Here is a 12072-nt window from a genome sequence, read left to right on the forward strand (position 1 = left end):
ACAGCGGCCTGATAACCCGATGATCAGGCCGCTATCAGTCACATCATTTACGCCTGGACCAAGCCGTTGATCTTCACGGTCGGATTGACGTCAGCCTCGTAGTCCACACCATCGACTTCAAAGCCGAACAAGCGCAGGAACTCTGCCTTGTAACCGGCGAAATCACTGATCTCGTTGACGTTCTCGTCGGTGACCTGGTTCCACAGTGCCGCCACGGCGTCCTGGACCTTCGGTTCCAGTTCGGCCAGGTCGGCACGCAAGCGACCATCGGCATCAAGCTTCGGTTCGCTGCCGTACAGGCTGTCCTTGAACAGGCCGTAGACCTGCTCGATGCAGCCTTCGTGGGTGCCTTGCTCTTTCATTACTTTGAACAGCAACGACAAGTACAGCGGCATGATCGGGATCGCGGAGCTGGCCTGGGTGACCACCGCCTTGAGTACCGATACGCGGGCATCGCCCTTCAGTGCAGCGAGGTTGTCGCGCAGGGTCAGGACTTTCTTGTCCAAGTCTTTCTTGGCTTCGCCGATGGAGCCGTTCCAGTAGATGTCCTGGGTCAGCTTCTCACCGAGGTAGGTGAACGCGGTAGTCTTGGCGCCTTCGGCCAGTACGTCGGCGTCACGCAGGGCGTCGATCCACAGCTGCCAGTCGGCGCCCCCCATGACATTGACGGTGCCGTCAATTTCTTCCTGGGTCGCAGGCTCGAGGGTGGTATCGACCACCACGCCTTTGTCGGTATTGATACCGCGCAGGGTCACAGCCTTGCCGATTGGCTTGAGGGTGGAGTTGTAGACTTCACCGGTCTTGGGATCGGTGCGGCGTGGCGCGGCCAGGCTGTAGACGACCAGGTCGATCTTGCCCAGGTCTTTCTTGATGGTTTCGATGGTCAGGCGCTTGATCTCGTCGGAAAACGCGTCGCCATTGATGCTCTTGGCGTACAGGCCTTTTTCAACGGCAAACTTCTCGAACGCAGCGCTGTTGTACCAGCCGGCGGAGCTCAGCTTGCCTTCTTCGCCTTCTTTCTCAAAAAACACGCCCAGGGTGTCGGCGCCGCAGCCAAACGCAGCACTGATGCGCGCGGCCAGGCCGTAGCCGGTAGAAGCGCCCAGGACCAGCACCTTCTTCGGGCCGTTTTTGATGGCGCCGTGCTCAGTTACGTAGTCGATCTGTTCCTTGACGTTCGCTTCACAGCCAACAGGGTGAGCGGTCACACAGATAAAGCCACGAACCCGCGGTTTGATGATCATAAAATTTCTGCCTCTTCCAAGGTGCCGAAGGCCAATGGTGGCCATTCAACTTCAATCGTACCGGTCTATGACGTCTGAAAAACCGAAGCGTCACGATAGTCGCAAATCTTCTGTTTACAAAATCCAATCCACACGAGCCCATCAGGGTTAAAGACTGTGTCGAGGGTTCACAATTTCGCACTATTTAAAACGCCAATCCGCTGCTGGACGCCTTATCATGACGAAGATGTTTCATTATGTTTCAAAACCCCACCACTCGCGGCCACGGATCCGGATCTGTCGAATGGCGTCCTTCTGGAGCTGAGTTGCATGAACAAGTCTGCTTTGCGTAAGAAAGCGGTATCAGTCGCCTGGGTACTCGGCGTGTTGCTGATTATCGATGTGTTCCCCGAAACCACGCTGGTGTTCCTCTGCCTGGTACTGGTGTGCGGCGTTTACGACTTCCTGCGTAACGGCCTGTATGACAAGCCCACCATCAAGAAATACTTTATCGGCAGCGGTCGTAACACTTGGCTGCTGGCCCCGTTCAACACCCTGTTCGACCTGCTGAGCGCGCGTAACCGTCACGTCTACACAATGAGCGACCTGCCACCCGCCTGGCGCACAGACCTGCAACAGGTGCTCGATGACGCCATGGCCCACAAGGATGAAATCATCGGCTACCTGGATGAACGCATGGCCGAGAAGAAGCGCGGCATGTTGTTCTTCCAGTGGTACGGGCGACCGATCGAAACCAGGCTGGATATTCCTGAACTGCGCAAAAAACTGCCGTTCGTGAAAACCATCGGCGTGTCGGTGTTCAACGAGAACCGCTCGACGTCCTTTCACTTCGGCCCCCTGCGCATGATGTTCCGCGTGCTCTACAACATGGCACCGGCGCCCCATCACGATGGCGTGTACATCCAGGTCGGCAAGCACAAGCACTACTGGCATGACGACCCGTTGTTTATCTTTGATGACACGCTGATGCATGCGTCCTTCAACAAGAACGACGCCAAGCGCTACTGCCTGTTCATCGACATCGTACGGCCGACGCCGCTGCCGTCGGTGCTTAACGCCGTCATCGCGGGATTTGCCGGGCTGGTCTTTACCCTGCGTCGGGTTTTCTACAAAAACTGGAAGCTGATTGAGTAAGTTCTGCGGCATGATGGTGTTGGACGGTATTTGCGCTCAGCCCTGCGCCTGAGGTAAATATCCGGCTCGTGCGCCCTAACCTGCGCCCACCATTCTCACGTCATCGCACCTCGACAGGTGCGGTGGCTGCGTTTTTCAAGGAATCAGAATGCCCCAACGCCAAGTCATCAATGCCTCCGTCAGCCCCAAGGGCAGCCTCGAAACCCTGTCCCAACGTGAAGTCCAGCAACTGAGCGAAGCCGGTACCGGCAGCATCTACACCCTGTTTCGCCAGTGCGCCCTGGCGATCCTCAACACTGGCGCCCATATCGATAACGCCAAGACCATCCTCGACGCCTACAAAAACTTTGAAGTGCGCATCCACCAGCAGGACCGTGGCGTGCGCCTGGAGCTGTTGAACGCCCCCGCCGATGCGTTCGTCGATGGCGAAATGATCGCCAGCACCCGCGAAATGCTGTTCAGCGCCCTGCGCGACATCGTCTACACCGAGAACGAGCTGGACAGCCAACGCATCGACCTGAGCAACTCCCAGGGCATCACCGACTACGTGTTCCACCTGCTGCGCAACGCCCGCACGCTGCGTCCGGGCGTGGAGCCGAAGATCGTGGTGTGCTGGGGCGGGCACTCGATCAATACCGAAGAGTACAAATACACCAAGAAAGTCGGCCACGAACTTGGCCTGCGCAGCCTCGACGTGTGCACCGGTTGCGGCCCAGGCGTAATGAAAGGCCCGATGAAGGGCGCGACCATTTCCCACGCCAAGCAACGCATTACCGGCGGGCGCTACCTGGGCCTGACCGAGCCGGGCATCATCGCCGCCGAAGCGCCGAACCCCATCGTAAACGAACTGGTGATCCTGCCGGACATCGAAAAACGCCTTGAAGCCTTCGTGCGCGTGGGCCACGGCATCATCATCTTCCCCGGAGGCGCCGGCACGGCCGAAGAGTTCCTATACCTGCTGGGCATCCTGATGCACCCGGACAACCGCGACGTGCCCTTCCCGGTCATTCTCACCGGGCCGAAACAAGCCGCGCCGTACCTGCAACAATTGCACGCCTTCGTCGGCGCCACCCTCGGCGAAGCCGCGCAGGCGCACTACCAGATCATCATCGACGACCCGGCCGAAGTGGCCCGCCAGATGACTGCCGGCCTCAAGGCGGTGAAGCAGTTCCGCCGTGAGCGCAACGACGCGTTTCACTTCAACTGGCTGCTGAAGATCGACGAAGGCTTCCAGCGCCCGTTCGACCCGACCCACGAAAATATGGCCAGCCTGCAACTGAGCCACGCACTGCCGCCCCATGAACTGGCAGCCAACCTGCGCCGTGCGTTTTCGGGGATCGTGGCGGGTAACGTGAAGGACAAGGGCATTCGCCTGATCGAAGAACATGGCCCGTACGAGATCCACGGCGACCCGGCCATCATGAAGCCACTGGATGAGCTGTTGCAGGCGTTCGTTGCCCAGCATCGCATGAAGTTGCCGGGTGGCGCGGCGTATGTGCCGTGTTATCGCGTAGTGCAGTGAGCTCGCCAGGTAATTGGCTTACAGCCGCCAGGCTTTACTGGCGGTCGGTCATAGTTTGTATCTCTTTGCGGCATGGGTAAGCGTGCGGGAGGGCTGAGTTCGGACTAGGTTTTCATGACTCCGACTCATCCTCCACCTGAAGAGCGACCTATGGACCAACGGATATTGTCCTCCACCACTCCTTACCCTAAGGTAAGGAGCATCATGCTGGAGATCTTTACCATGGCGACCGCCACACTTACCTCAAAAGGGCAAATCACCATCCCCGTCCAAGTCAGGACTGCACTTGGCCTGGAAACAGGCGACCGCGTCGAGTTCGTCGAAACGGAAGATGGCAAGTTTTCCATCATTGCAGCGAGCAAGACTGTCCATGACCTCAAGGGGCTGGTCCGGAAGCCTGCAAGGGCCGTGTCCATTGACGACATGAACCGCGCCATCGCAGCACAGGGAGCGAAGGCTGGATGATCGGGCTGGATACCAATGTACTGGTGCGCTACGTCACCCAGGATGATCCCGCTCAATCCCCCAAGGCCTGCGAATTGATTGAATCCCTCACCACGCTTTCACCAGGGTTTGTCAGCCTGGTTTCCGTGGTGGAGCTGGTGTGGGTATTACAGAGCTGCTACCAATGCGCCAAAAATGACATTGTCGTCGTTCTGGAAACACTGCTGCGCACCCGTGAATTGACCGTCGAACATGCCGAAGTCATCTGGCAGGCGCTTCGACGGTTCACGGCCAACAACGCCGATTTTGCCGATTGCCTGATAGAGCGCAGCGCCCACGCCGCCGGGTGCGAATACACCGCTACCTTTGACCTCGGTGCGGCCAAGGCAGCGGGTATGAAGCGTCTGGGCTGAGCGGCAACATTGCGGCAAGGGGCAGGCTTTGGTAAAAATCGCGTCAATCCCTGATCGAGAGAACGCCCCACGTGCGCACGCTTCTTCTTGCTGCCCTGGCCCTGACGCCGTCCCTCGCCCTGGCCGAGATCATCTGGCCCGACCTGCCAAAGAGCTGCTTCGTCAGCGGGCGTTCTGCCACTAGTGTGGATGTGGACACCGGCTGCGCAGCGTTCCTGATCAATGTGCAAGGCAAGGCCGCAGGTACGCCGATCAAGGTGGATATTCCCCAATACGCTTTTCACATCGACGAAGCCAGCGGCAAAGAGACACCGGTGATCATCATCCAGGCCGAAGAGAACGGAGAGGTCAAGGCCGTGGGATACAAGGAACTGGGCACCGATCAACTCGGTGCCGCGCTGCTGCGGGAAGTACGGCTCCTGGGTACAAAGAAGCCCTCCTAGTCGGGGTTCAACGAACCCAGCCACCCACCTGCCAGTGGTAGCCATCATTGCGCTGCACCCAATGCGGATGCACATAACGATAGCCTTCTCGCACCGGCTCCCAATGGCCGTGTACGGCAACGTAGCGCCCGCCTTCCCAGCGCCAGTAACCACGTGACCATATGTAACCTTCACGTACGGCAGGCTCGACTTCGATGACCTGGGTCGGCGGCGGTTGTGGCGCAATCACCTCGACATATTCACGCTGTACAGGCCGGCGCTCATGCACCACGCGCTCCTGTACACACCCGGACGCCGCGACCACAACTGCCGCTAATGCCGCGTAACGTAACAACATACAACCCCCTCGGGCGTTATCGCCCACCACCTGCACCGGTAAAAATGCCCCCGTGTTTCAGCCGTGCTCCTGCTCAGGCCTGGGTACTTTTTTAACAGGTTGTGTCTGTCGGATTGCTGAAGCAGCACACATCAAGGGTGACCGAAGCGTCCCAACACCGCTTCGACAAAGCGTCTCAGCTTGGCCGTACGCTGGCGGTTCGCCGTGTAGACAAGGTGCATCGGCCGGCTAGGCGCTTCAAAGTCCGGCAACACTCTCACCAATTCGCCCCTGGCCAATGCCCCGCGCAAGAAGTCTTCCGGACCGAGCACGATGCCAAAACCATCCAGCGCGGCGGACATCAAGGCCCTGCTTTCATTGATCTGCAAGCGACTGGCAACCTGCACCTTGTAAGGTGTCGACGCCTGGTAGAACACCCACTCGCGATCCGCCGGCCGCGACCAGAAGGCGTAGCCGAGGCATTCATGACGCTCAAGGTCCGCCGGGGCCTGCGGGGTACCGCGTGCAGCCAGGTACTCCGGCGACGCGCAGACCACCAGGCGGTAAGGTGCCAGTGGCCTGGCTGTCAGACCGGTGGTCGCCAGGGGGCCGATACGAAAAGCGGCTTCATAGCCCTCCTCCACCAGGTCCACGAAACGGTCGGTCAGGTGCAGGTCGATTTCCACATCCGGGTTGTCGCGCAGGAACCCGGTAATCAACGGCATCAGGCTGTAGGAGCCGAAGGTGACGGGTGCTGTGATTTTCAGCTTGCCGCGCGGCGTGTCGTTCATGATCTGCGCCAGTGAATCGGCAGCCTCGGCTTCTATCAGGATATGTTTGCAACGCTCGTAGTACGCGCTCCCCAACTCCGTCAGGCTTTGCCTTCGTGTGGTGCGGTTAAGCAAGCGAGCGCCCAGGCGCTGCTCCAGCGCGGTGACATGTTTGGCCACCATCTGCGGCGACATCCCCAAGCGCTCGGCAGCCCTCGCGTACGAGCCCAACTCAGCAGCTATCACAAAGGCATTCATGCTCGACAGGCGATCCATCATTCCCTACTCCCAGTAACAACATCCACGCCAAAACGACAATTTATCGCCAATGGGTTGCCAATCATCATAACCGCTCCCCCCATGCATCGGAGCAAGACCATGAAGATTGGTGTTATTGGAGCAGGCTTTATCGGGCGCGCCGTGGCCCAACTGGCGCTGGCGGCCGGACATGAAGTGATGTTGAGCAACTCCCGTGGCCCCCACACCATGAGCAGCGTAGTGAGCGGCATACTCGGCGTGCAGGTGGGCAGTGCCGACGACGCCGCCAAATTCGGCGATGTGGTGCTCGTGGCGATTCCCCTGGAGCATTACCGCAGCGTCCCGACGCAATGGCTGGAGGGCAAGACCGTGATGGACGCGAATAATTACTACCCGAACCGCGACGGCCATATACCGGTACTGGATCGCTTCGAAACCACCACCAGCCGGTTGCTCGCCGAGCATTTGCCCCATTCACATGTAGTCAAAGTGTTCAACGCGATCTTCGCTCCCGACCTGACACAGGATGCCCGCCCCCACGGTGCCCCCGACCGCCGGGCGTTGCCAGTGGCAGCAGATGACGCCGCAGCGAAGGCACGCGTCATCACGCTACTCGACGAACTGGGGTTCGACGCCGTGGATGCCGGCAGCCTGGATGACAGCTGGCGGCTGGAACGCGGCAAGCCGGCCTATTGTGTCCCGCTGGACCAGGATGGCTTGAAGGCAGCGCTGGCCGCCGCCGAGCGTACGGTTGAACTACCGCCTGTCGAACGGACCCGCCGTTAGACACGCACAAAAAAGCCCGCTGGCCGTTACCGGTTCAGCGGGCTTTTAGTTACCGGCAAGGTCCTGACCCAGGACCTCGCCAGCGGCTTACAGCGCCAGGTCAGACGCCGGCTTGCTCGGCTCAGCCGCAGGCTTGGCAGCCTCGGGCGCCTTGACAGCAGCCTGTTGCGGAATCGCAGGCGGTGTAGGCAGTTGCAGGATATTGGCGGTGTAGGCCCATTCCTTGGCAACAGCCTCAGGACTGTCGTTCAGCTTGGTGCCGTAGCTTGGCACGATCTGGTGCAGTTTTGCCTGCCACTCAGGGGTCGCAACCTTGTCCTTGAACACTTTCTGCAGCACGGTCAGCATGATCGGAGCCGCGGTGGACGCGCCTGGCGATGCACCCAACAGGCCTGCAATGGTATTGTCGGCAGAGCTGACCACTTCAGTACCGAGTTTCAGGACGCCGCCCTGCTCTTCGTCACGCTTGATGATCTGCACGCGCTGGCCGGCCTGCCACAGGCGCCAGTCGGATTGCTTGGCGTTCGGGAAGTACTCCTGCAGCGCCTTGAAGCGATCGTCATCCGACAGCATCAGTTGGCCGGCGAGGTACTCGACCAGTGGGTATTCACGAATACCGACTTTGGTCATTGGCCAGATGTTGTGGGTGGTGGTGCTGGTCAGCAGGTCCAGGTACGAACCTTCTTTCAGGAACTTGGTCGAGAAGGTGGCGAATGGGCCAAACAGAATCACGCGCTTGCCATCCAGCACGCGGGTGTCCAGGTGCGGAACCGACATCGGTGGCGCGCCAACCGAAGCCTTGCCGTAGGCCTTGGCCAGGTGCTGCTCGGCGACGGTTGGGTTATCGGTCACCAGGAACGAGCCGCCGACCGGGAAGCCGGCGTATTCCTTGGCTTCAGGAATGCCCGACTTTTGCAGCAGGTGCAGTGCACCGCCACCGGCGCCGATGAACACGAACTTGGCGTCGGTTTCAGTCTTGGTGCCGTCTTTCAGGTTTTTGTAGCTGACACGCCACGAACCGTCGGCGTTCTTGGTGATGTCCTGCACTTCGCTCGACAGTTTCAGGTCGAACTTAGGCATGGTTTGCAGGTGAGCGACGAACTGGCGGGTGATCTCGCCGAAGTTCATGTCGGTACCCAGCGGGCTCCAGGTGGCCGCGATTTTCTGGTTCGGGTCACGCCCTTCCATCATCAGCGGAACCCATTTGGCGATCTGCGCCGGGTCTTCAGAGTACTGCATGCCGGCGAACAGCGGGCTCGCTTGCAGGGCTTCGTAGCGCTTCTTGAGGAACTTGATGTTGTCATCGCCCCACACAAAGCTCATGTGCGGCGTGGAGTTGATGAACGAACGCGGGTTCTTCAGCACGCCCTGCTGGACCTGCCAGGACCAGAACTGACGGGAGATCTGGAACGCTTCGTTGATCTCGACCGCTTTCGGGATCTCAACGTTGCCGTTCTTGTCTTCCGGGGTGTAGTTCAACTCAGCCAGGGCCGAGTGACCGGTACCTGCGTTGTTCCAGCCGTTGGAGCTTTCTTCGGCGACGCCATCGAGGCGCTCGACCATTTCCATCGACCAGCCCGGCTCCAGCTCGTTGAGCCAGACACCCAGGGTTGCACTCATGATGCCGCCGCCGATCAGCAGCACATCGACTTTCTTTGCCTCTTCCGCGTGAACGGACGTGATCCCCATCGACAAAGCCAGCCCCAGCAGGGCAGTGTTTACTTTTTTAAACATCAGTAGCACCTATGATAAAACGCCATCCGCCCCACCGCCCCTGATCATGGGCAACCCTCAATCACGCTGCGCCAGGCAACGCACCGCGGGGTTTACACATTCACTCGGGGACCGCAGGGTGGGCACACAAGGCCGACGTATCGACCTCACTTTTATGTCCCTTCTGCGCTGACTTCTTATCATTATTGGCTTCAGCTACCTGGGCAACAGCCAAACGCCGGGACGTATACGGTGTACGTACCGGGAAAGACCAGACCAAGACGGCGCGCAGAATATCACGCCACACGGCGTTTATGCGTCGTTTGGCCAATTGACAACTCTAAATCGCCGGTTTTAACGCGCGAGTGTCAAGTGTGGCAAACGCGACCTGAGGTCACAGGGCAGGAACTCTCAGGCAAAAGGCTGTTCTAGACTCCTTCGTCGCTGCTTGCGTAGCATCGACGGTTTTCCCTCGTACCCCTTCAATACAGAGCGATCCATGTCTATCCACCAAACTCCCGGGCACGTACTGCCCGCGCGCAGCGCCGCCAAAATGGAAGCTGCCATGGCCGTGGGCGCCTTCGCGATCGGTACCGGCGAATTCGCCATCATGGGCCTGATGCCCGACATCGCGCAAAACCTGGGTTTAAGCGAACCTCAGGTCGGCCACGCCATCAGCGCCTACGCCCTCGGCGTGATGGTCGGCGCCCCACTGCTGGCCATCCTCGGCGCCAAGTTGCTGCGCAAACATATGTTGCTGTTGCTGATGGGCCTGTATGCCTTGGGCAACCTCGCCACTGCGTTCACCCCGACCTTCGGCTCGTTAGTGGCGTTCCGCTTTATCAGCGGCCTGCCCCACGGCGCCTACTTCGGCATTGCTGCCGTTGTCGCCTCGAGCATGGTGCCCAACGACAAACGCGCCGGCGCCGTGGCGCGGGTAATGATGGGCCTGACCCTGGCCATGCTGCTGGGCAACCCCATCGCCACCTTCCTCGGCCAGCACCTGGGCTGGCGCTCGGCGTTCGCGCTGGTGAGCGTGATCGCCCTGTGCACCATCGCCCTGGTCTGGCAATTCGTGCCCCATCGCCATGACGAACAACGCAGCGACCCACGCAAGGAACTGCGCGCCTTCACCAAACCCCAGGTGTGGATGGCGCTGTCCATTGGCGCCATTGGCTTTGCCGGAATGTTCTGCGTGTTCAGCTACCTGGCGCCGACCATGCTGGAAGTGACCAAGGTATCGCCGCAGTGGATTCCATTTGGTCTGGCAGCGTTTGGCGTGGGCGGGATTATCGGCAACATTGCCGGCGGCAAGCTGTTTGATCGCCTGCAGTTTCGTGCGGTGGGTTGGATTCTGGTGTGGTCGATCGCCGTGTTGCTGTTCTTCCCCCTCGCGGCGTCCTCGCTATGGGGCGTGCTGCTGAGCATGGGCCTGGTCGGCACCATGGTGTCGCTGGCTGCGCCGCTGCAGATCCGCCTGATGGACATCGCCCACGAAGCACCGAGCCTTGCAGCAGCGTCCAACCATGCGGCGTTCAACCTGGCCAATGCGCTGGGACCATGGTTTGGCGGGATGGCGATTACGGCGGGGTTTGGCTGGACCAGCACCGGCTATATCGGCGCGGCCACGGCGCTGGTCGGCCTGGGTATCTACCTGATCGCCCGCCGCATGAAGGGCGGCCACTGACTGCCCCCCCAATCAATCATCATGCAACAAACCCGACCCGTACTCCCCATAACTACTCCCCAGCCCACTGCCGCCAAAATTCATCTTCGCGGCCTTGCTGGGGCTGTGGTCCCCAAACGCCTGGCATCCGCCTGAAAAGCAAGGGTCCCTGCTCACACCGGACGAACCCGAAGAACAAGCGCCCAACAGCAACGTGCCAGCAATCATCACGACTTTGACGAGGTTCGAGATCATTTTCAGTTCCCTGTGGACTGGAGGCGCGAGGGTCCTCTCTTGAGCAAGATCGTAGACCTCAACGGCGAAGGGAATGATGAAACTTTGCTGGGTGACAGGGAGGGTTCAGGTTGCCTGATTTGAGGTTAATGCCAGGTTTTCGTAGACGTTGGCAATGATATAGTTCACCCGTGCCCACCCCATCGAAGCCCTGAACATGTACACCATCGAAGTATTTGAATCCAACTCAAAGGGCCGCGACTTTGTAGTGGGTGATATTCACGGGCACTTCAAGCTACTTGCTTCACTCATGGAAAAAGTAAACTTCAACACCCAACAGGATCGCCTGTTTTGTGTGGGCGATCTTATTGATAGAGGCCCTGACTCTATTGACGTATTGAAGTGGCTCAGCGAACCCTGGTTTCACGGCGTACGCGGCAACCACGAACAGATGCTGATGGATTGCCTCTCCGGTCGCGGCGACATCAACAGGCACACGCGAAACGGCGGAGCGTGGCTATACGCGCTCTCGCCCAGTGTCCAGAGCGAGATTTACAACGCACTGCAAACGCTCCCAGTAATGATTGAGATCGGCTTAGCGGATGGCCGAAAAATCGGCATCGTCCATGCTGAAGCGTTTCTTTCCTGTGCTACCCATAGTTGGCAAGACGCCAAAGACGCTATCAGTGGAATGCGAGGGGAAACCACGCAACAACTAGCGTTGAAAACCGCACTCTATGCCAGGGAAAAAATAGAGCAGCAAAACCAGGCAGCGATCATAGGTTTGGATAGGTTATATGTGGGCCACTCGACAGTCCCTCATGTGCATGCATTGGGCAATGTCGTTTATATCGATACGGGTTGTTCTTTTTCGGACGGTGCGTTGAGTTTGATAGAGATAGAAAGTGGAGAGGTTGCGCATGTGAGCATGCATTCATTGCATGACGCTCTCGGCGTCAGCTCGCAGTAGTTACTTGAACGCGAGCAAATATTTCCCTAAGGGATTATGACTCTATGCTGGGGGACAGCCTCTCCAGTGTCCATTTCCACGAGCTAAGTGGCCCAATAGCCCCGTAGTAATTCAGACGCGGTGCGCGGATGGAATTGAGTCGTGCATACCTGCCCGCGC

13 protein-coding genes are annotated in these 12072 nt (G+C 59.1%); 8 read left to right on the top strand and 5 right to left on the bottom strand.

Features of this window, described 5'->3' with window-relative positions; genetic code table 11:
• Window positions 1-47: 47 nt before the first annotated feature.
• Complete coding sequence (gene fabV, locus BB029_RS11960; RefSeq protein WP_065939312.1) at window positions 48-1244, bottom strand: enoyl-ACP reductase FabV; 1197 nt, start codon at window positions 1242-1244, stop codon at window positions 48-50.
• Between the two features lie 309 nt (window positions 1245-1553).
• Here fabV and BB029_RS11965 point away from each other — a divergent pair, with 309 nt between their 5' ends.
• The 5 genes from BB029_RS11965 (at window position 1554) to BB029_RS11985 (ending at window position 5200) form a co-directional block, all read left to right on the top strand.
• Window positions 1554-2378, top strand: coding sequence for an aspartyl/asparaginyl beta-hydroxylase domain-containing protein (locus BB029_RS11965; protein ID WP_065939313.1), 825 nt, complete (start codon window positions 1554-1556; stop codon window positions 2376-2378).
• 148 nt (window positions 2379-2526) lie between these two features.
• On the top strand, window positions 2527-3900 hold the full coding sequence (ppnN, locus tag BB029_RS11970) for a nucleotide 5'-monophosphate nucleosidase PpnN (RefSeq protein ID WP_027604203.1): 1374 nt from the start codon (window positions 2527-2529) through the stop codon (window positions 3898-3900).
• A 207-nt stretch (window positions 3901-4107) separates the two neighbouring features.
• Window positions 4108-4365 carry an AbrB/MazE/SpoVT family DNA-binding domain-containing protein gene (locus tag BB029_RS11975; protein WP_027604204.1) on the top strand — a complete coding sequence of 86 codons (258 nt, stop codon included), beginning with the start codon at window positions 4108-4110 and terminating at the stop codon, window positions 4363-4365.
• Window positions 4362-4757, top strand: a complete 396-nt coding sequence (locus BB029_RS11980; RefSeq protein ID WP_065939314.1) for a PIN domain-containing protein — start codon at window positions 4362-4364, stop codon at window positions 4755-4757. The genes BB029_RS11975 and BB029_RS11980 overlap by 4 nt, the downstream gene beginning before the upstream one ends.
• Window positions 4758-4828: 71 nt before the next feature.
• Complete coding sequence (locus BB029_RS11985) at window positions 4829-5200, top strand: hypothetical protein (RefSeq protein ID WP_065939315.1); 372 nt, start codon at window positions 4829-4831, stop codon at window positions 5198-5200.
• Window positions 5201-5207: 7 nt separating this feature from the next.
• Here BB029_RS11985 and BB029_RS11990 read toward each other — a convergent pair whose 3' ends face one another.
• Together BB029_RS11990 and BB029_RS11995 are read right to left on the bottom strand one after the other, a co-directional pair.
• Window positions 5208-5537, bottom strand: coding sequence for a YXWGXW repeat-containing protein (locus BB029_RS11990; RefSeq protein WP_065939316.1), 330 nt, complete (start codon window positions 5535-5537; stop codon window positions 5208-5210).
• 131 nt (window positions 5538-5668) lie between these two features.
• A complete protein-coding gene (locus BB029_RS11995; RefSeq protein WP_065939317.1) occupies window positions 5669-6565 on the bottom strand; it encodes a LysR family transcriptional regulator in 897 nt (298 codons plus the stop codon).
• Between the two features lie 99 nt (window positions 6566-6664).
• Between BB029_RS11995 and BB029_RS12000 the strand changes: the two genes are divergently transcribed.
• Window positions 6665-7330: an NADPH-dependent F420 reductase gene (locus BB029_RS12000; protein ID WP_053132374.1), complete on the top strand. Its 666-nt coding sequence runs from the start codon at window positions 6665-6667 to the stop codon at window positions 7328-7330.
• A gap of 87 nt (window positions 7331-7417) precedes the next feature.
• Here the strand turns inward: BB029_RS12000 and mqo are convergent, their stop codons facing one another.
• On the bottom strand, window positions 7418-9064 hold the full coding sequence (gene mqo, locus BB029_RS12005; RefSeq protein WP_065939318.1) for a malate dehydrogenase (quinone): 1647 nt from the start codon (window positions 9062-9064) through the stop codon (window positions 7418-7420).
• Window positions 9065-9542: 478 nt separating this feature from the next.
• On the opposite strand from mqo, the gene BB029_RS12010 reads away from it, so the two are divergent.
• The gene (locus BB029_RS12010) at window positions 9543-10730 is read left to right on the top strand and encodes an MFS transporter (protein WP_065939319.1); all 1188 of its coding nucleotides are present in this window, start codon (window positions 9543-9545) and stop codon (window positions 10728-10730) included.
• Between the two features lie 12 nt (window positions 10731-10742).
• On the opposite strand, the gene BB029_RS33695 is transcribed toward BB029_RS12010, so the two are convergent.
• Window positions 10743-10964: a hypothetical protein gene (locus tag BB029_RS33695; RefSeq protein WP_065939320.1), complete on the bottom strand. Its 222-nt coding sequence runs from the start codon at window positions 10962-10964 to the stop codon at window positions 10743-10745.
• Window positions 10965-11160: 196 nt separating this feature from the next.
• Between BB029_RS33695 and BB029_RS12020 the strand changes: the two genes are divergently transcribed.
• A complete protein-coding gene (locus BB029_RS12020) occupies window positions 11161-11913 on the top strand; it encodes a metallophosphoesterase (RefSeq protein WP_065939321.1) in 753 nt (250 codons plus the stop codon).
• The last annotated feature ends 159 nt before the right edge of the window (window positions 11914-12072 follow it).

This window comes from Pseudomonas sp. S3E12 (assembly GCF_001702295.1).
GTDB lineage: Bacteria > Pseudomonadota > Gammaproteobacteria > Pseudomonadales > Pseudomonadaceae > Aquipseudomonas > Aquipseudomonas marginalis.

What these genes read in the sequence shown, in the direction of transcription:
- fabV (WP_065939312.1), bottom strand. Translation starts at nt 1,244, where the DNA reads ATGATCATCAAACCGCGGGTTCGTGGCTTTATCTGTGTGACCGCTCAC.
- BB029_RS11965 (WP_065939313.1), top strand. Translation starts at nt 1,554, where the DNA reads ATGAACAAGTCTGCTTTGCGTAAGAAAGCGGTATCAGTCGCCTGGGTA.
- ppnN (WP_027604203.1), top strand. Translation starts at nt 2,527, where the DNA reads ATGCCCCAACGCCAAGTCATCAATGCCTCCGTCAGCCCCAAGGGCAGC.
- BB029_RS11980 (WP_065939314.1), top strand. Translation starts at nt 4,362, where the DNA reads ATGATCGGGCTGGATACCAATGTACTGGTGCGCTACGTCACCCAGGAT.
- BB029_RS11990 (WP_065939316.1), bottom strand. Translation starts at nt 5,537, where the DNA reads ATGTTGTTACGTTACGCGGCATTAGCGGCAGTTGTGGTCGCGGCGTCC.
- BB029_RS11995 (WP_065939317.1), bottom strand. Translation starts at nt 6,565, where the DNA reads ATGATGGATCGCCTGTCGAGCATGAATGCCTTTGTGATAGCTGCTGAG.
- BB029_RS12000 (WP_053132374.1), top strand. Translation starts at nt 6,665, where the DNA reads ATGAAGATTGGTGTTATTGGAGCAGGCTTTATCGGGCGCGCCGTGGCC.
- mqo (WP_065939318.1), bottom strand. Translation starts at nt 9,064, where the DNA reads ATGTTTAAAAAAGTAAACACTGCCCTGCTGGGGCTGGCTTTGTCGATG.
- BB029_RS12010 (WP_065939319.1), top strand. Translation starts at nt 9,543, where the DNA reads ATGTCTATCCACCAAACTCCCGGGCACGTACTGCCCGCGCGCAGCGCC.
- BB029_RS33695 (WP_065939320.1), bottom strand. Translation starts at nt 10,964, where the DNA reads ATGATCTCGAACCTCGTCAAAGTCGTGATGATTGCTGGCACGTTGCTG.
- BB029_RS12020 (WP_065939321.1), top strand. Translation starts at nt 11,161, where the DNA reads ATGTACACCATCGAAGTATTTGAATCCAACTCAAAGGGCCGCGACTTT.